Source organism: Pseudomonas sp. Y39-6 (assembly GCF_023651955.1).
GTDB classification, from domain to species: Bacteria; Pseudomonadota; Gammaproteobacteria; order Pseudomonadales; family Pseudomonadaceae; genus Aquipseudomonas; species Aquipseudomonas veronii.
Genome location: NZ_CP069594.1, coordinates 3,568,577 through 3,586,548, shown reverse-complemented (window position 1 = coordinate 3,586,548; position 17,972 = coordinate 3,568,577). Strand labels below are relative to the sequence as shown.

The 17,972-nt window shown below is 60.2% G+C and carries 14 protein-coding genes; 9 read left to right on the top strand and 5 right to left on the bottom strand.

What is annotated here, in order from left to right; all coding sequences use genetic code 11:
• Positions 1 to 55: 55 nt before the first annotated feature.
• Positions 56 to 265 (bottom strand): cbb3-type cytochrome c oxidase subunit 3, encoded by a 210-nt coding sequence (locus JN756_RS16160; RefSeq protein ID WP_046383517.1) that lies wholly within the window; start codon positions 263 to 265, stop codon positions 56 to 58.
• Positions 265 to 1,692: a cytochrome-c oxidase, cbb3-type subunit I gene (gene ccoN / locus JN756_RS16155; protein ID WP_017846282.1), complete on the bottom strand. Its 1,428-nt coding sequence runs from the start codon at positions 1,690 to 1,692 to the stop codon at positions 265 to 267. The genes JN756_RS16160 and ccoN overlap by 1 nt, the downstream gene beginning before the upstream one ends.
• Positions 1,693 to 1,932: 240 nt before the next feature.
• Between ccoN and nirA the strand changes: the two genes are divergently transcribed.
• The 4 genes from nirA (at position 1,933) to JN756_RS16135 (ending at position 5,370) form a co-directional block, all read left to right on the top strand.
• Positions 1,933 to 3,597 (top strand): nitrite reductase NirA, encoded by a 1,665-nt coding sequence (nirA, locus tag JN756_RS16150; RefSeq protein ID WP_108524177.1) that lies wholly within the window; start codon positions 1,933 to 1,935, stop codon positions 3,595 to 3,597.
• Positions 3,594 to 4,058, top strand: coding sequence for a DUF934 domain-containing protein (locus JN756_RS16145; protein WP_057004157.1), 465 nt, complete (start codon positions 3,594 to 3,596; stop codon positions 4,056 to 4,058). The genes nirA and JN756_RS16145 overlap by 4 nt, the downstream gene beginning before the upstream one ends.
• Before the next feature lie 68 nt (positions 4,059 to 4,126).
• Positions 4,127 to 4,621, top strand: coding sequence for a hypothetical protein (locus JN756_RS16140; protein WP_046383514.1), 495 nt, complete (start codon positions 4,127 to 4,129; stop codon positions 4,619 to 4,621).
• Between the two features lie 77 nt (positions 4,622 to 4,698).
• Positions 4,699 to 5,370: a DUF3313 domain-containing protein gene (locus JN756_RS16135; RefSeq protein ID WP_108524176.1), complete on the top strand. Its 672-nt coding sequence runs from the start codon at positions 4,699 to 4,701 to the stop codon at positions 5,368 to 5,370.
• A gap of 13 nt (positions 5,371 to 5,383) precedes the next feature.
• Here the strand turns inward: JN756_RS16135 and JN756_RS16130 are convergent, their stop codons facing one another.
• The 3 genes from JN756_RS16130 to JN756_RS16120 all read right to left on the bottom strand — a co-directional run bounded on the left by JN756_RS16130 (position 5,384) and on the right by JN756_RS16120 (position 11,085).
• A complete protein-coding gene (locus JN756_RS16130) occupies positions 5,384 to 6,784 on the bottom strand; it encodes a DUF1254 domain-containing protein (protein ID WP_046383513.1) in 1,401 nt (466 codons plus the stop codon).
• 164 nt (positions 6,785 to 6,948) lie between these two features.
• Entirely contained in the window at positions 6,949 to 7,314 is a 366-nt protein-coding gene (locus tag JN756_RS16125) for a response regulator (protein WP_169881048.1), read from the bottom strand.
• Between the two features lie 147 nt (positions 7,315 to 7,461).
• Positions 7,462 to 11,085, bottom strand: coding sequence for an Mcf1 protease effector domain-containing protein (locus tag JN756_RS16120; protein WP_250690785.1), 3,624 nt, complete (start codon positions 11,083 to 11,085; stop codon positions 7,462 to 7,464).
• 278 nt (positions 11,086 to 11,363) lie between these two features.
• Here JN756_RS16120 and JN756_RS16115 point away from each other — a divergent pair, with 278 nt between their 5' ends.
• The 5 genes from JN756_RS16115 to JN756_RS16095 all read left to right on the top strand — a co-directional run bounded on the left by JN756_RS16115 (position 11,364) and on the right by JN756_RS16095 (position 17,931).
• Positions 11,364 to 14,861, top strand: a complete 3,498-nt coding sequence (locus JN756_RS16115) for a response regulator (protein ID WP_126588405.1) — start codon at positions 11,364 to 11,366, stop codon at positions 14,859 to 14,861.
• Positions 14,862 to 15,692, top strand: a complete 831-nt coding sequence (locus tag JN756_RS16110; RefSeq protein ID WP_017846273.1) for a CheR family methyltransferase — start codon at positions 14,862 to 14,864, stop codon at positions 15,690 to 15,692. It abuts the gene before it with no gap.
• Positions 15,689 to 16,288: a chemotaxis protein CheB gene (locus JN756_RS16105; RefSeq protein WP_017846272.1), complete on the top strand. Its 600-nt coding sequence runs from the start codon at positions 15,689 to 15,691 to the stop codon at positions 16,286 to 16,288. Before JN756_RS16110 ends, JN756_RS16105 begins: the two co-directional genes overlap by 4 nt.
• Positions 16,282 to 17,475, top strand: a complete 1,194-nt coding sequence (locus tag JN756_RS16100; protein WP_046383509.1) for a hybrid sensor histidine kinase/response regulator — start codon at positions 16,282 to 16,284, stop codon at positions 17,473 to 17,475. Before JN756_RS16105 ends, JN756_RS16100 begins: the two co-directional genes overlap by 7 nt.
• Before the next feature lie 78 nt (positions 17,476 to 17,553).
• On the top strand, positions 17,554 to 17,931 hold the full coding sequence (locus JN756_RS16095; protein ID WP_017846270.1) for a response regulator: 378 nt from the start codon (positions 17,554 to 17,556) through the stop codon (positions 17,929 to 17,931).
• Positions 17,932 to 17,972 lie beyond the last annotated feature (41 nt).

The window sequence follows — 17,972 nt, the reverse complement described above, 5'->3', positions numbered from 1 at the left end:
CCCATCGGCCGCCGAATAGTCATACGCAGTTGCGCGCCAAATCAGCGGAGCAGTTTCACATATCCAGATTGCCCCAGCCCGGCCTGGCTTGCTCCGCTGCCACCGCGTGGATCTGTTTGCCGGTGGCCAGCTCCACCCGGCGCGCCACCTCCGGGTCGTCGGCGAACGGAATCAAACTGGCCTCATCCAGCGTCTCCTCGGATTGACCGCGCAAACAGTACTCCACCGCGCCATACAGGCACACCACCATCAGAAAGCTCCACATCAGACGATCCTCGCGTCAAGCTGCGCAACCCGCAAGTCGGCGACCCGCACCGTGCGCCAGGTGTTGTAGGCCATCAGCAGCATGCCGCTGAGAAACAACACGCCACCGGCAAAGCGCACCACAAACCCCGGATGGCTGGCCTGCAAGGCCTCGACAAACGAGTAGGTGAGGGTGCCGTCATCGTTGATCGCACGCCACATCAGGCCCTGGGTAATGCCGTTGACCCACATCGAGGCGATGTACAGCACGGTACCGATGGTCGCCAGCCAGAAGTGCAGGTTGATCAGCGTCACGCTGTGCATCTGCTGGCGGCCGAAGACTTTCGGGATCATGTGGTACAGCGAGCCGAAGGTGATCATCGCCACCCAGCCCAACGCGCCGGCATGGACGTGGCCGATGGTCCAGTCAGTGTAGTGGGAGAGGGCGTTGACGGTCTTGATCGCCATCATCGGCCCTTCGAACGTCGACATGCCGTAGAACGCCAGCGACAACACCAAAAAGCGCAGGATCGGGTCGCTGCGCAACTTATGCCAGGCGCCCGACAAGGTCATCATGCCGTTGATCATGCCACCCCAGCTCGGCGCGAGCAGGATCAGCGACATCGCCATGCCCAGCGACTGCGCCCAGTCCGGCAGCGCCGTGTAATGCAAGTGGTGCGGACCGGCCCAGATGTACAAGGTGATCAGTGCCCAGAAATGCACGATGGACAGGCGATAGGAATACACCGGCCGTCCGACTTGTTTCGGCACGAAGTAGTACATCATCCCCAGGAAGCCGGTGGTCAGGAAAAAACCCACGGCGTTATGCCCGTACCACCATTGCACCATCGCATCGGTGGCGCCGGAATACACCGGGTAGGACTTGAACCAGTCCACCGGAATCGCCAGGTGGTTGACCACATGCAGCATGGCGATCACCAGGATGAACGCGCCGAAAAACCAGTTGCCCACGTAGATGTGCCGGGTCTGGCGGCGTACCACGGTGGTGAAAAACACGATGGCGTAGGCCACCCACACCACCGTCATCCATACCGCGCCGGAGAATTCGATCTCGGCGTATTCCTTGGTGGTGGTGTAGCCCAACGGCAGGCTGATCAACATGATCACGATGACCGATTGCCAACCCCAGAAGGTAAATGCGGCGAGCTTGTCGGAAAACAGCCGCACCTGGCAGGTGCGCTGTACCGCGTAATAACTGGCGGCGAACTGCGCGCTGCCGGCGAACCCGAAGATCACCAGGCTGGTGTGCAACGGTCGCAGTCGGCCAAAAGTCGTCCAGGGCAAATCGAGGTTCATTTCCGGCCAGACCAGCTGCGAAGCGATCCACACGCCCATGGCCATGCCCACCACGCCCCAGACGATGGTGGCAATCACGAATTGGCGGACGACCTTGTAGTTATAGGCCTGTCCGATTGTTGCTGTGCTCATGCTCAGTCCTCCCACGGTTCCAAGTGGCGGGCACTGTAGGAAGTGTGGGTAAAACAAAACAGACTCAGAAAAAGCTGATTACTACGGATCAGTTTATTCGGCGTGAAAGCACGGCTTATAGCCCATCTGATCCGCTTTTTAAGCCTGCACCTGAATCTTTAATGCCCTGCGCCGCAGGCGCATAGTCGCCCCCCTAGAAGCCGCGCCCTGGGACGCGGCCAACCCTGATGAGGCGGTGATATGTACCAGTACGATGCATACGACCGGGCGCTGGTGTTCGAGCGCGTGGCGCAATTTCGTGATCAGGTCGAGCGTTTTATCGCCGGCGAATTGAGCGAAGAAGAGTTTCTGCCCTTGCGCCTGCAGAACGGCCTGTACCTGCAAAAGCATGCCTACATGCTGCGGGTGGCGATTCCCTACGGCACCTTGAGCGCCGAACAGATGCGTACCCTGGCCAGCATCGCCCGCGACTACGACCGTGGCTACGGCCACTTCACCACCCGGCAGAACCTGCAGTTCAACTGGATCGAGCTGCACCAGGTGCCCGACATCCTCGAACGCCTGGCCCAGGTGGACATGCATGCGATCCAGACCTCCGGTAACTGCGTGCGCAATATCACCACCGAAGCCTTTGCCGGGGTCGCGGCCGACGAGCTGCTGGACCCGCGCCCGTTGGCGGAGATTCTGCGCCAGTGGTCGACCATCAACCCGGAATTCCTGTTCCTGCCGCGCAAGTTCAAGATCGCCATCTGCTCGGCCCGCGAAGACCGCGCGGCGATCATGATGCATGACATCGGCCTGTACCTTTACCGTGATGACCAAGGCGAGATGCTGCTGCGCGTGATGGTGGGCGGCGGCCTGGGCCGCACGCCGATCCTCGGTTTGCAGATTCGCGAGGGCTTGCCGTGGCGGCACCTGCTGTCCTACGTCGAGGCGGTGTTGCGCGTGTACAACCGGCATGGCCGGCGGGACAACAAGTACAAGGCGCGCATCAAGATCCTGGTCAAGGCGCTGGGGATCGACGCGTTTTCCCAGGAGGTGGAGGAAGAATGGCAGTACCTGCGCGATGGCCCGGCGCAGTTGACCGATGCCGAATACGCGCGGGTGGCGTCGGCCTTCGTGCCGCCGGCGTATGCGTCGCTCAGCGATACCAGCCTGGCCTACGGCACCGAACTGGCCGACAACCCGGGCTTTGCGCGCTGGGTCAGCCGCAACGTCATGCCGCATAAAGTCGCGGGCTACGCCAGCGTGGTGTTGTCCACCAAACCCGGCATCAGCGCGCCGCCTGGCGACGTCAGCGCCCCGCAAATGGAGGCCGTGGCGGAGTGGGCGGAGCGGTTCGGTTTTGGCGAAATCCGTATCGCCCATGAACAGAACATCGTGTTGCCGGATGTGCCCAAGGAGCATCTGCATGCCGTGTGGCGCCTGGCCTGCGAACACGGCCTGGGTGCGGCGAATATCGGCCTGTTGACCGACATCATCGCCTGCCCCGGCGGTGACTTCTGCGCCCTGGCCAATGCCAAGTCGATCCCCATCGCTCAGGCGATCCAGCAGCGCTTCGATAACCTCGACTACCTGCACGACCTGGGTGACATCAGCCTGAACATCTCCGGCTGCATCAATGCCTGCGGCCATCACCACATCGGCAATATCGGCATCCTGGGCGTCGATAAGAATGGCAGTGAGTGGTATCAGATCACCCTCGGCGGGGCCCAGGGCAAACACAGTTCACTGGGCAAAGTGATCGGCCCGTCGTTCAGCGCCGCCGAGATTCCGGATGTGATCGAGCGCGTGATCAATACCTTCGTGCGCTACCGCGAAAGCGAAGAGCGCTTTGTCGATACCGTGCAGCGCATTGGCCTGGAGCCGTTCAAGGAGCAGGTGTACGCGGAGCAGCCGGCATGAACAATCTGTTGAAGCTTGAGCAGGGGCAGGCGCGCCTGGTGGCGGATGATCCGTGGGTGTTGGTGCGTGACGAGGTGCCGGAGGGCGCTGCGCTGATCCTGCCGCTGGCGTCCTATGCGCCGGGGCATGGCGTGTGGCTGGGCCCGGATGATGAGGTCGAACTGCTGCAGCCCTGGCTCGCCACGCTGCCGCTGATTGCCCTGGATTTCCCCAGCTTTCGTGACGGCCGCGCCTATAGCCAGGCCTATCTGTTGCGCACGCGTATGGGCTGGCGAGGCGAGTTGCGGGCGATTGGCGATGTGCTACGCGATCAGCTCAGCCATATGCGCCAGTGCGGGTTCGATGCGTTTGCGGTGCGCGCGGACAAGTCGGCTGAAGACGCCCTGAAAGGGCTGGCGGGGATGAGCGTGCAGTACGGGCGTAGCGTGATCGAGCCGCGCCCGCTGTTTCGCAGGCGTTAATCATACGGTGAGTTGCCGCATCTGCCATGATCGCGGTTCGCACTACGGCTCACCCGAGGAAAACCGCAATGGATGATGTACAGCAACTGGGCGAGATGCTTCGTCATTACGCCGATAGCGAAGCGCACAAAAAACAGCAGTTCGAGGTGCAATCGGCGCGCTGGGCGCTAAAGCTCGGCGAGCTGTTCCAGCAGATCGAACAATGGCTGGAACCGGTCAATACCGCTGGTTTGCTTGAAGTCCACCGTGAAGCGTATGTCGCCAGCGGCCCGAGCGTTCCGGTGGAGACATCGCCGTTCAAGAGCGAAAAACTCACCGTGCAGATCACCGGCAAGAATGTGGAGTTCGTGCCGGACGTGATGGGCGTCGGCGGCTTGATTTCGGTGTCGGTCATGGGCCTGACGGCGGCACGGCACGGCAGTGTTTCACTGGTGCTGCCGGCGGACAAAAACGACTGGTTGTGGAAGAAAACCAACGGTTTGAAAGACCCGGACACCTTCGCCTTCAACGCGAACTTCCTGGCCGCACAGTTGCAGAGCCTGATCCCGCGCGAGCGCGGCTGAGCTTTTCAGCGCTTTTTCCAAGGATTGGCTATACCTACAGCTCAACGTTCTGATGATGACTGCCAAGGAGTTCGATGATGAAACTAAGGCTAATGATCAGCACGCTCTGCATCGCCACGATCGGGATGGTGGGCTGTGCCAGCCAAGTCACGCAACCGGATGAGTATTCAGGATTCCTGTCCGATTACAGCCGTCTCAAGCCGGCCAAGTCGCCTTCGGGCGTCGAGGTGCTGCGTTGGGTCGATCCGAAACTGGATATGAGCCGCTACAACGCGGTGTATATCGAACCGACGCAGTTTTACCCCAGGCCCCAAGCCACCGCGAAAATTCCTGAGAGCACGTTGCGTGGCATCAATGACTACTTCAACCAGGCCCTCAAGCGCGAAGTCGGCAAGTCATTGCCCCTTGCCCAAGGGCCCGGCGCCGGAGTGTTAGTGGTGCGTGCGGCGATTACGGCAGTCAGCAGCAAAACCCAGGGCCTGAAACCTTATGAGTTCGTGCCGGTCGCCCTGGTGGCCGCTGCGGTGAGTACCGGCACCGGCATCCGCGACCAGGACACGGTGCTGGGCACCGAGGCGCAGTTTCTCGACGGCGCCAACGGCAAGGTGGTTGCCGAGGTAGTACGCAAGGGCACCGGCAAGCCGCTGGAAAACGACTCGCAGGTGATGACGCCCAATGACGTGAAAAGCGTGATCGACGGTTGGGCGTCGGATTTGCATCAGTCGTATCTGAAACTGAAAAAGCGGTAAGTCGCCGACCGTATCACTTCAGTGGCGTCAGCGGCGGCAGCTTCCACTGGCCGTTGTTCGCCTCGGGTTTGGGCAGGTACAGGCGCAACACCGCGTAGAACGGGCCGGGCGGTGCAGGTAACCAGTTGCTCTGTTCGGCTTTTGGCGGTTCGTGGTGTTGCAGCGCCAGGGTCAGGCCGCCATCGGCGTCCAGTTTGAGGTTGGGCAACATCCGCGAATTGATCACATAGCGCTTTTTGTGGTTGGGCACCAGCAACTTGGTCTTGGCGTTGTACAGGGTCAGTGACCAGAAGGCGTCGGCCGGCGGCAGTTGGTCCTTGGCGAAGTGGACGGTGTAGCTATGGCGCGCGCCGTTGGCGGGCTTGCCTTCACTGTCGACGACGTAATTGAAGTAGGTGGCTTCATCGGCAGAGTTGCCGAAAAGCCCCACCTCGGCACCGGCATAGCGGTACAGGTCGTTGTTTTTCAGGTGATCGCGGTTGCCGAACAGGTCGCCTATGGCGACCTGCTGGGTGTCGAGTTTGTCTTTTTTGAACGCCGCGAACTCAGCCTTGGCGTCGGCGATCCCGTCTTCCAGCGCTTTACGCTGTTCGGCGCTCAACTGGTTGACCTTGAACGGCGCACCCGGTGCGATGCCGATGGTGGCAAAGCGTGCGAGCTGGTCTTTCTCGCTGTCCTGGGGGGCAGCGAAGGCGAGCATGAAGTTCAAGTAGCGAAACAGTTGCGGGCCTTCGGTCATGTTGGCCAGCGGTTTGGGCCAATCGATCTTCGGCGCTTTGGCCGGGGCGGCTTGTTTCACATAGCTGCTGAGCGACTGCACTTTGTAGCCATTCTGGATCTGCTTGACCTTGTTCAGGTCCTTTTCATCAAACAACTGTGTGCGGTACAGCGCATAAGCGAGGTTACTTTCGCTATACACCACACGATCCACATCGACCGGCTGCTGACCTTTCCAGTCGGGCCCGGCGATCATGTAGTGGCCGCCATTGTTGCCGGTGCTGCGCGTGCCCAGGTACGCGAAGTTATGCGTATAGAGGTCGACCAGTTGCACCGAGTAATAGCGGTTGTCTTCGATCTTGGGCAGCGTCAGCACCAGCGGCTCGCTACGCAGGTCCATCCAGACGAAGGAGTAGGGCGTGTCGGGGTTTGGCGTGGCCAGTGTGGTGTCTTTGGGGGTGAAGACCTGGGCGGTGTTGCCAATATGGTTGAACGGCGCCTTGAAGTTGACGCCGCCCTTGTCGACCGCCTGGGTGTAGAGCGTTTTGTACATTTCCACGACCGGGTAACCATACAAATAGGCTTCCTTGGCGATTGCCCGAGCCTCAGAGGGGGTGGCCGTGAAGTCGGCCCAGGCGCCAGAGCTCATGAGTATCGAGAGGCTCGCCAACAGCAGGCGCGTCGGTTTTCCAATCATGTTGTTGCGTCCTTCCAGAGGGCTTGTGAGGAGTACTATTGAATGGTGTGGCAAAGCGGCGAGTTTCCAACTTTATTGGCCGAACGTCACGTTAATCCCGGTATGACATACAGCTTGACGTAAAAATGCCGCCCCTGTGGGCGGCACTGGACAAAAACGCAACGTCAGGCTGCGTCAAGCATTTGCTTAACCTTATTGCGCAATTGATCGATGGAGAACGGCTTGGCGATCGATTGCATGCCCGGCTGAACCTCGATGCTCTCGGGATAACCACTGGCAAACAGGACCGGCAGTTGCGGGCGCAGTTTACGCGCCTGGGTGGCCAAGTCCCGGCCATTCATATCCGGCAGGCCGACATCGGTCATCATCAGATCAATGACTTTATTTGTGTCCTCTACGAATTCAAGCGCCGATTTGGCGTCTTCAGCCTCCAGCACACGGAACCCCAGCTCTTCGAGTACATCGACGATCAGCATACGCACAATGGAGTCGTCTTCGACTACGAGAATGGTTGAGGTGGGTGCCGACATAGTGAACATTCCTGAAAAAGTGAAGGTGCTGGGCGCGACAGGTCTAAAGGCAACCCAGTAGTGAGTAGCGACAATGCCAGCAAGTTCCGAAAAATTGCTGGCATTGTGAGCTTCGCGCCGGAGAATGTCGCGTCAGGGGCGGAAAAACTACAACGGGACCGACGCGATACGGTGGACCTGTGCGGAATCGCGGTAGAACTGCATGTCACCGGACTCAAAATAACTCACTTGATACTCAGGCGTGCCCGGATTCGTACCGTAAGCCCGATGCTGAAACGGGCTGGTGCCGCGATTCAGGGTACGTTCCAGGCCATTTTTCATGGCCTCGGCCGAGTCAAATTGGGCCATCCCGAAATTCGGATCGAAGTAGAACCAGACGGGTTTGTCGTCACGCACCATGACGCCGGCCAGCAGGGCGTGATCCTTCGTTGCAATCCTCAGGCTCCTTGGCGGGCTCGCATCGGTCAGCTCGGTGGCGATCTGATGATAGGGAATCTGCCTGGGCTGCTTGCCCATATGAAAGGTATCCACGTGTTTGACTGCTTCATGAAACGACCTGAGGGTGCGGATGAACTGCGTCGCCACAGGGTCCTGTGGATCGGCGGCCGCCTTGAACATATTGCCCAGGTAGGTCGTTTCTTGGCCCGATTGCATGGCCAGCGCCAGGGTATTGGCGATACCCGCACATTCGCCTGGTGAAGCCAGATTGACTTGGCTGAGGTAAAACTCCTGGGGCATCGGGGTCAAGGTACCGCCGACGGCGTGGATATCCCGCTGGAACAGGGTAAAGCCTTCCTGGATCAGTCTGACTTTCTTGCGCTCGATCTGTTTGACCAGCGTGCCGACGTCTTCGGCGCCCAGCCACCCACGGGAGATCAGCATCTGAAGCTCGAGAATCGTCGAGTCTGACGAGAAGCCCGGCACCTTGTGCGGGTCACCGTTCGCATAGCCGGCGTTGAAGTCGGAAACCTTCTCGGGGCGTTGCGCGCGTTTCAACTCGTTTTCGAACTCTTTGGGTGCATATTGACCGAGTACGGTCGGCGGGCCCTCCGGCGACTGTATTTCGCCCGCCAGCTTCTTGTAGAGCCAGTCGGTGAAGCTCTGGTTGATCTGCCCCTTCGCCGACACCGTGGTGGGTGCGAAGCCCTGGAGTGGCCCTCCGTAGGCGCGCATTTTTTCCGCGTCGAAGGCATACCATTGGCCATTTTTCAGCACCGCGGCACCGTCGATACTGTGTTCGCCGATCTTCACGGTGCCTGTGGCGACGACGCCATGCGCGTTGCTGGCGGCTTTGAGCAGGTCGTAACGGCCCGACGCGCCACGCAATGCGTTCACACCTTGCGCGCCTTTGGCGCCGAGGAACTTGAGCCCGCCACCGGCCAGGCGAGCCCCGCCAACCGCCAGGTCGCCTGCGCCGCTCAGCGGGTTGAATGCGCCGAACGTGGCCATGCCGATGACTTTGGCCGACCGTGCCACCTTGGTCGCCGCCGAAACGGTGGTCCCTGCGATCTTGACCACTTTTCCGGCCGCACCCACACCCGCCGTCACGATGCCGAACGCGTCCAGGCTCAGATCGATCAAGCCTTCAGCAATGTTGCCGTTGCGGAAGTGGTTGATCGCGGAGCGCAAAGGGACCAGGTCCAACAGGAAGTTTTCAATCATGTCGGACCGGTTCCGAATATTGTCGTCGGTGGTGAGGCCACGCGCCTGTTGCTTGATTGCCGGATCATCGAGGTTGATATGTTCAACGAAGGCATCGGCGATCAGTTGGACGCGGGGCGAGGCGAAGGTATCGCTGGGTGAATCGCCAGGCGGTGTCTGTTCTGTGTCAAGCGTGGTTTGACCGGCGCTGGGGGTGAACACCTTTGTTTCGGAGACGATATTCGCCTTCCTTGAAGAGCCAGGCTGTGCCTGCCACTGCGGAATACTGCGGATAGCGCCGGCATTGAAGTCGATCTCATAGGCCGTGGTCACCCCACCGCGCTCGATCCTTACCAGTAGTTCTTCGCCTTTGGGCAGCTCGGTTTTGTCACTGAACAAACCCAGCCCAAGTTTATGGGCGTGATTTTGATAAAAAGTGACGTTGCCATATTCAAAGTTTTTTCGGTCGTCTGCCGGCAACTGGCTGATCAAGTGCTTGATATACGTGCCGACGGCGTTCTTCTTTTCCTCGATCACCTGCTTGAATTGCGACTCGAACGCCGTGGCCACCCCAAACTCGGGATTGGCGTTCAACGCCCCCACGGGGATACGGCTGTCACGGGAGCCGTAGACCGCGTCGGGTCCAACGTCCATCATCGCGACATCCAGCAGCGAGTGCACGCCCGGCACCTGATTTCTACGCCGGATATCCCCGCCCGGCATATGGGTGACGCGAATCAAGGGTTCTTCGAACAGCGCCTCCTTGTCGGGAAAGCGTTGTTTCAGCTCGGCCAATGCCATCGCTTTACGGGACGGGATGTCTTTGTCGAAGGCCTCTGAGGCGGCCAGCATCACGGACTGGCGTTCGCTGAAGCGAGTCACCAGGTTGTTCAGTTCATCGGACGCGTACAGATGCTCGGCTTTTTTCTCCAGCAGGCCATTGGCCGTGCCCCAATCGATCAAGGCGTTACGTTGAGCGGTGTTCGTCATGTTCACGTCTGCGCCGCTGGCGTGTTCGGCTTCCAGCATGACCGCGGCGAAGCTCATATTGGCGATCCGGCCGGGTATGTGCGCGTCGACCATCGTCGCGGCGATTGCGAGGTTGACCCAGGCCGGGCTGCCAAAGGTCACGCTGTCGGGAATGTCCTTGACCAGAAATACCGGCGCACGACCCGCCAGCAGCAGGTGGGCGGCTGCGCCAGCCAGTTCTGGGCTGGTTTTACCCTGAGCCACCAGGTGTTGGCGCAGGGCATCGACGATATGGGCGGCCGACTTGCCCCTGAGTGAGTCGTCGGCCAGGTCGAAGCCGGCCACGTTGTTGCGTTGGGGGGCGGTGATGGACTCTGGGTCCAGCTGCAGTATCACGGCCGCGAGCAGGTAATCGAGGCTGCTGCTATCGGTGGCAATGCCCTGCATCTGTTCCTGAAGCGCGTGGCCCAATGATTGCGCTTCTGGTGAACTGACAAGGGCGTTCAACGTCGCGCCCGGGCTCGTCAGCGCTTCGGCCGCGAGAGGGGTTCGATGCCGCAGGAACTCCAGTACTCCGCCAGTGGTGTGCTTGAGCGGCTGTTTTTGCCCAAGAGGGTCGGTGTAATCCTGGGTGCGGGTGCGCAAGCGTTGTTGCTCATCGGCGCTCAAGGGCACCGGCCAGCTGAGGGCGCCGCCCAGGTTACCCAACGGGTGCGCCTGGGATCGGGCGGCCATGGCGTCCGACAGCCCGGTCAGGGATAAATGGCTATAGGGTGAAAGCAATCCTCCCTGGCGATTGATAAAGCTATCCACGCTGGTGCTGCCGCCGACTTCGCTGTGATAAGCCGAGTCGGGGTGAACGTCCATCGGCGTGGTCTTGAGGGCTGCCTGCACGGCCGGGGTGGACGCGTCAGGCCCAAGCCGCAGGGCGATTTCGTTGAGTTTGTCGGCGAGTGTTTTAAGGTTGTGATAATGCCCCAGCTTCGCCTTGAGGCTGGCGCTTTGCGCTACGGTGACGCTGGCTGGCGGCTGCACCGTTGGCGCAGGCGAGTCGTGGCTGGGGACGGGTGTCAACGTCGGCGGTGTAGCGGCGGGTATTGCGGGTGGCGTGGAGAGCGGCATCAATGAAACGCTGGGGAGGGTTTGCAAGGAAATAGTCATACGAGCACCGTTTTGTTGAACAGAAGGTGAGCGCCTTTCTCGCGGAGTTTCCTTATTCCCAAGACGCTTTAGTCTGTGGAAAGGCTGATCAACCAGGTTCCGGTTCAGCACGGGCGGAGTGTGAGCAACTGAAACTGTGACGGGATATGGGCGGCGTTCAGGGTGCCGTTGCCCGATTGCGCCGTTTCGGGTTGCAGCGGTTCATGGCAGAAAAATAGCGTTCAACCGCAACTTTGGGGCAAACTCCCGGTTTTTCCGCATTTGGCAAAGGCATGCCCATGACTCCCGCGTCGACCGTCGATGAAAAGAGCTTTCGTACACTGTTGAGCCGCAACGTCGCACTGCCCCTCGGTGTGGGTGTGCTCAGTGCGGTGTTTTTTGTGTGCCTGATCACTTATTTGTTGTCGGTGATCCAGTGGGTAGAGCACACCGACCGGGTCATCAATAACCTCAACGAAACGTCCAAGCTGACGGTTGACCTGGAAACCGGCATGCGCGGTTTCCTGATCACCGGCGACGAGCATTTCCTCGACCCCTATGAAGTGGCCAAGCCGCGGATCATTGCCGACTTACACAATTTGCAGGAGCTGGTGGCGGACAACCCGCAGCAGGTAGATCGCCTCAAGCGCCTGGAAAGCCTGCAACTGGAGTGGAACAAGTACGCCCAGTCGATGATTGATATGCAGCGCGAGAACGGCGACTACCGCAGCGCGGTGAAAGCCGGCCGGGGTAAACGCCTGACCGATGAGATTCGCAATGAGTACGACGACGCGGTGGCGATGGAGCAACAGTTCCGGATTACCCGCAACGCGGAAGTCACCCGTACCACCCTCATCAGCGTCGCCCTGTACTTGGTGTTCGTGCTGGGGCTGAGCGGCTTTCTGGCTTACATTGGTCGTAAAAATTTACTATCACTTTCAGATAGTTACAGTGCGAACTTCGCGTCGCAACAGAAGATCGCATTGCGTCTGGAGCAACAAGCTTGGCTGCGTAATGGCCAGACCGAACTGGCCGAACAGGTGCTCGGTCAACTGACCCTGAACATGTTGGGACGCAATATCCTGCAGTTCTTTGCCCAGTACATGGGCTCGGTGGTGGCGGCGCTGTATGTGCGCGAAGAGCACGGCGGCCTCAAGCGCGTGGCCACCTATGGTTTCTCCCGCGAGCAGGAGCAGCAGGAGCAGGCGATCTACAGCGACGAAGGCATCGTAGGGCAGGCCGCCCAGCTCGGTCGCCTGATTCGCCTGGACGACGTGCCGGTGGATTACTTCAAAGTGAGTTCCGGCCTGGGCGAGGGCACGACCCGCAGCGTGCTGGTGGTGCCGACCAGCGATGACGACCGGATCAACGGCGTGATCGAACTGGGTTTCCTGCGCCCGCTGCAGGAGCGCGACATCGAACTGCTGGAACTCATCGCCGGCAATATCGGTACCTCCATCGAAGCCGCCCGCTATCGCCAGCGCTTGCAGGAAGTGCTGGCCGAGACCCAGCAGCTCAACGAAGAGCTGCAAGTGCAGCAGGAAGAGCTCAAGACCGCCAACGAAGAGTTGGAAGAGCAATCGCGCATCCTCAAGGAGTCCCAGGCCCACCTGGAAACGCAACAGGCGGAACTCGAGCAGACCAACGAGCAATTGGCTGAGCAGACGCTTACCCTGGCCGAGCAGCGCGATGCCATGGACCGCAAGAACGTCGAGCTCAACCAGGCCCAGCTTGAGCTGGAAGACCGCGCCGACGAGTTGCAACGCTCGAGCAAGTACAAATCAGAATTCCTCGCCAACATGTCCCACGAACTGCGCACGCCGCTGAACAGCTCGCTGATCCTGGCCAAGTTGCTGGCGGAGAACCCTCAGGAAAACCTCAGCGCCGAGCAAGTCAAGTTTGCCGAGTCGATCTATTCCGCCGGCAATGACCTGCTCAACCTGATCAACGACATCCTCGATATCTCCAAGGTCGAAGCCGGCAAGCTGGAAATGCGCCCGGAAAACTCCAGCGTGGCGCGCCTGGTCGATGGCCTGCGCGGGATGTTCGAGCCGCTGGCGGCCGATCGCAAGCTGGGGTTCCAGGTGCAGGTGCAGGAAGGTACGCCGACCATGCTCTTTACCGATCGCCAGCGCCTGGAGCAGATTCTCAAGAACCTGCTGTCCAACGCGGTCAAGTTCACCGAGCAGGGCCAGGTCAGCCTGTCGGTGTCCCGCGCGCCGGGGGAGGGTGTCGCCTTTACCGTGCGCGATTCTGGGATAGGCATCGCCCCGGACCAGCAGGAGAGCATCTTCGAAGCCTTCCGTCAGGCCGATGGCACCACCAATCGCCGGTATGGCGGCACCGGCCTGGGGTTGTCGATTTCCCGCGACCTGGCCGCGTTGCTCGGCGGCTATATCAGCGTCACCAGCGAACCCGGCCAGGGCAGCACGTTCACCCTGGTCATCCCGGAGCAGTACGTCGAACGCGAGGAAGACGCTGCGCCTATCGAGCAACCGCGCCAGGTGATTGCCGCCCCGGCGCCCAAGCCCATCGCGGTCTCGCCGCTGCCGGTGGCCGATGCCACACAGATCCCGCGCTTTGCCGACGACCGCGAGAAAGCGCCGTTCGCCACGCGCTGCATCCTGGTGGTGGAAGACGAACCGAACTTCGCGCGCATCCTGTTCGACCTCGCCCATGAGTTGGGCTACCACTGCCTGGTAGCCCATGGCGCGGATGAGGGTTACAGCCTGGCCGAGGAGTACATCCCCGACGCGATCCTGCTCGACATGCGCCTGCCGGACCATTCCGGGCTGACGGTGCTGCAACGCCTCAAGGAACACGCCAATACCCGCCACATCCCGGTGCATGTGATCTCCGTGGAAGACCGCGTCGAAGCCGCCATGCACATGGGCGCCATCGGTTACGCGGTGAAACCCACCACCCGCGAAGAGCTCAAGGATATATTCACGCGCCTGGAAGCCAAGCTGACCCAGAAGGTCAAGCGCGTGCTACTGGTGGAAGACGATGACCTGCAGCGCGAGAGCATTGCCCGCCTGATCGGCGACGATGACATCGAGATCACCGCTGTCGGCTTTGCCCAGGAGGCCCTCGACCTGCTGCGCACGAACATCTACGACTGCATGATCATCGACCTCAAGTTGCCCGACATGCTCGGCAACGAGCTGCTCAAGCGCATGGCCACCGAGGATATCTGCTCGTTCCCGCCAGTGATCGTCTACACCGGGCGCAACCTGACCCGCGACGAAGAGGCCGAGCTGCGCAAGTATTCGCGCTCGATCATCATCAAGGGCGCCCGTTCGCCGGAGCGCCTGCTCGACGAAGTCACACTCTTTTTGCACAAAGTCGAATCGCAGCTGTCCCATGAACGCCAGAAGATGCTCAAGACCGCGCGCAGCCGCGACAAGGTCTTCGAAGGGCGCAAGATCCTGTTGGTGGACGACGATGTGCGCAACATCTTCGCCCTGACCAGCGCCCTGGAGCACAAAGGCGCCGTGGTGGTGATCGGGCGTAACGGCCATGAAGCCATCGCCAGGCTCAATGAAGTCGATGATATCGACCTGGTGCTGATGGACGTGATGATGCCGGAAATGGACGGTTACGAGGCCACCGCCCTGATCCGCCAGGACCCGCGCTGGAAGAAGCTGCCGATCATCGCCGTGACGGCCAAGGCCATGAAGGACGATCAGGAGCGTTGCCTGGCGGCCGGCTCCAACGATTACCTGGCCAAGCCGATTGACCTGGATCGCCTGTTCTCGCTGATTCGCGTCTGGTTACCGAAGATGGAACGTATTTAAGTGGAACGCAGTTTTTTGGAAAAAAGCAGTGATATTGAGCTGCGCCTGCTGATTGAGGCGATCTACCTCAAGTACAGCTATGACTTTCGCGACTACTCCGGTGCGTCGGTCAAACGCCGTGTGGCCCACGCCTTGCGCCAGTTTGAATGCGCGACGATTTCGGCGTTGCAGGAGCGCGTCCTGCACGATCCGGCAGCGTTCATGCAATTGCTGCAGTTTTTGACGATTCCGGTCAGCGAGATGTTTCGCGACCCGTCGCACTTCCTCGCGATCCGTCAGGAAGTGGTGCCGCTGCTCAAGACTTATCCGTCGATCAAGATCTGGATCGCCGGTTGCAGCACCGGGGAGGAGGTGTACTCCATGGCGATCCTGCTGCGCGAGGAAGGGCTGTTGGAACGCACCATCATCTACGCCACCGACATCAACCCGGCATCGCTGGATAAGGCCAAGCAGGGGATTTTTTCCCTGGAGAATGTGCGTGCCTATACCGCCAACTACCAGCAGGCCGGTGGGCAGCGTTCCTTTGCCGATTACTACACGGCGGCTTACGATCATGCGATCTTCGACAAGACGTTGCGCGAGAATGTCACGTTCGCCGACCACAGCTTGGCAACCGACAGTGTTTTCTCAGAAACTCAATTAATTTCATGTCGTAATGTACTGATTTACTTCAATAAAAAATTGCAGGATCGGGCGTTTGGATTGTTCCATGAGTCGCTGTGTCATCGTGGCTTCCTGGTGCTGGGCAGCAAGGAAACCCTGGATTTTTCCGCCTACAACAAGCATTTCGAGCCCTTGGTCAAACAGGAACGGATCTACCGGAAATCATGAACGACGCTGCCGCCAACCCCATGTGTGGGATAGAAGCCATCGTCGTCGGCGCGTCCGCCGGCGGCGTTGAGGCGTTGCTGAGTATTTTTGGCGATCTGCCGCAGGCCTTCGGGCTGCCGATCATTGCCGTGCTGCACCTGCCGGACGAGCGCCGTAGCCAGTTGGCGGAAGTGTTTGCGCGACGTTTGCAGATTCCGGTACGCGAAGGGCAGGACAAGGAAGTGATCCAACCGGGCACCTTGTACTTCGCCAGCCCCGGCTATCATTTGTCGGTGGAGCATGACCGCAGCCTGTCTTTGAGCCAGGAAGACCGGGTACATCATTCCCGGCCCGCCATCGATTACCTGTTCGCCTCGGCCGGCGATGTCTACGGCAAGCGCCTGCTGGCCATACTGCTGACCGGTGCGAACCAGGACGGCGCCCAAGGGCTGGCCCACGTCAAGCAATCGGGCGGTATCACTGTCGTACAGGACCCCGACGAAGCACGGATTGCCGTGATGCCGCGGGCGGCGCTGGCCCTGCACACGCCTGACCATATTCTGACCTTGAGCCGCATTGCCTCATTGCTGGCTTCCCTGGAATCTTCCCCATGTTAAGTACTATCCAGGCCAAACTGCTGATCGTCGATGATCTGCCGGAAAACCTGCTGGCCCTCGAAGCGCTGATCAAGCGCGAGGACCGCCAGGTCTTCAAGGCCTTGAGCGCCGACGAGGCCTTGTCCCTGTTGCTGGAGCACGAGTTCGCCATGGCGATCCTCGATGTGCAGATGCCTGGCATGAACGGTTTCGAGTTGGCCGAGCTGATGCGCGGCACCGAAAAGACCAAGAACATCCCGATCGTATTCGTCAGCGCCGCCGGCCGCGAACTCAACTATGCCTTCAAGGGTTATGAAAGCGGGGCCGTGGACTTCCTGCACAAGCCGCTGGATATCCATGCGGTGAAGAGCAAGGTCAATGTGTTCGTCGACCTGTACCGCCAGAGCAAGGCGATGAAGCAGCAGGTGGAAGCGCTGGAGCGCAGCCGCCGCGAACAGGAGTTGCTGCTGACACGCCTGCAGGCCACTCAGGCAGAGTTGGAGCAGGCGGTACGCATGCGCGATGACTTCATGTCGATCGTCGCCCACGAAGTCCGCACGCCACTCAACGGGCTGATTCTCGAAACCCAACTGCGCAAGATGCACCTGGCCCGGGACAACGCCGCCGCGTTCACCCTGGAGAAGATGCGCGCCATGGTCGACCGCGATGAGCGGCAGATCCAGAGCCTGATCCGGCTGATCGAAGACATGCTCGACGTGTCGCGCATCCGCACCGGCAAACTGTCGATTCGTCCGGCGCGCTTCGACCTCACGCAACTGGTGCGCAACCTGCTGGAAAACTTCGCGCCGCAAGTGGCCGCCGCCGAGTCGTCCATGCAACTGGAGGCGGAAGGTCCGGTGGAGGGCAGCTGGGATGAATTCCGCATCGAGCAAGTGGTGTCCAACCTGCTGACCAACGCCTTGCGCTATGGGGCCAAGAGCCCGGTGGGCGTGCGGGTGTACAGCGAACACGGCGAAGCACGGCTGGAGGTGCGGGACCACGGGATCGGCATCAGCGCCGACAATCAGAAGCGCATTTTCCAGCAGTTCGAGCGCGTGTCCGCCAGCCATGTGGCCGCCGGTCTGGGCCTCGGGCTGTTTATTTCCGAACAGATCGTCGCGGCCCATGGCGGTACCATTGAGGTGGAGAGCCAGATAGGCGAGGGCGCCCTGTTCCGGGTGTGCCTGCCCCTGGACGCGTCGGCGTGAAAACAATCGTCACTTCGACGCAACCTCTGCGTGACTGCATGGTCGTAAGTGCAGCAATTGACCGGACAAAGGCTTCCCATGAGTGAAGATGCACAAGATGTCGTTCTGATCGTCGAGGACGACGAATCGATTATGTTTGTCCTGGATGAATACCTCAAAGGCCTGGGCTATCGGGTATTGAAGGCGATCAATGGGGAGCAGGCTTTTGAAATCCTCGCCAGTAAACCGCACCTGGACCTCATGGTGACGGACTATCGCCTGCCTGGCGGCGTCACCGGCGTGCAGATCGCCGAGCCGGCGGTGAAGTTGCGCCCGGAGCTGAAGGTGATTTTTATCAGTGGCTACCCGCAGGAAATTCGTGACTGCGACAGCCCGATCACACGCAAGGCGCCGATCCTGGCCAAGCCGTTCGACCTGGATACGCTGCAAGAACATATCCTGCGGTTGTTGGCGTGACACCTGCATGTGTCAGTCCAACAACCGCTGATGCCCCTGGC

Excerpts from the sequence above, each read along its gene's own strand:
- JN756_RS16160 (WP_046383517.1), bottom strand. The coding sequence starts at position 265 with ATGTGGAGCTTTCTGATGGTGGTGTGCCTGTATGGCGCGGTGGAGTAC.
- ccoN (WP_017846282.1), bottom strand. The coding sequence starts at position 1,692 with ATGAGCACAGCAACAATCGGACAGGCCTATAACTACAAGGTCGTCCGC.
- nirA (WP_108524177.1), top strand. The coding sequence starts at position 1,933 with ATGTACCAGTACGATGCATACGACCGGGCGCTGGTGTTCGAGCGCGTG.
- JN756_RS16145 (WP_057004157.1), top strand. The coding sequence starts at position 3,594 with ATGAACAATCTGTTGAAGCTTGAGCAGGGGCAGGCGCGCCTGGTGGCG.
- JN756_RS16140 (WP_046383514.1), top strand. The coding sequence starts at position 4,127 with ATGGATGATGTACAGCAACTGGGCGAGATGCTTCGTCATTACGCCGAT.
- JN756_RS16135 (WP_108524176.1), top strand. The coding sequence starts at position 4,699 with ATGAAACTAAGGCTAATGATCAGCACGCTCTGCATCGCCACGATCGGG.
- JN756_RS16130 (WP_046383513.1), bottom strand. The coding sequence starts at position 6,784 with ATGATTGGAAAACCGACGCGCCTGCTGTTGGCGAGCCTCTCGATACTC.
- JN756_RS16125 (WP_169881048.1), bottom strand. The coding sequence starts at position 7,314 with ATGTCGGCACCCACCTCAACCATTCTCGTAGTCGAAGACGACTCCATT.
- JN756_RS16120 (WP_250690785.1), bottom strand. The coding sequence starts at position 11,085 with ATGACTATTTCCTTGCAAACCCTCCCCAGCGTTTCATTGATGCCGCTC.
- JN756_RS16115 (WP_126588405.1), top strand. The coding sequence starts at position 11,364 with ATGACTCCCGCGTCGACCGTCGATGAAAAGAGCTTTCGTACACTGTTG.
- JN756_RS16105 (WP_017846272.1), top strand. The coding sequence starts at position 15,689 with ATGAACGACGCTGCCGCCAACCCCATGTGTGGGATAGAAGCCATCGTC.
- JN756_RS16100 (WP_046383509.1), top strand. The coding sequence starts at position 16,282 with ATGTTAAGTACTATCCAGGCCAAACTGCTGATCGTCGATGATCTGCCG.
- JN756_RS16095 (WP_017846270.1), top strand. The coding sequence starts at position 17,554 with ATGAGTGAAGATGCACAAGATGTCGTTCTGATCGTCGAGGACGACGAA.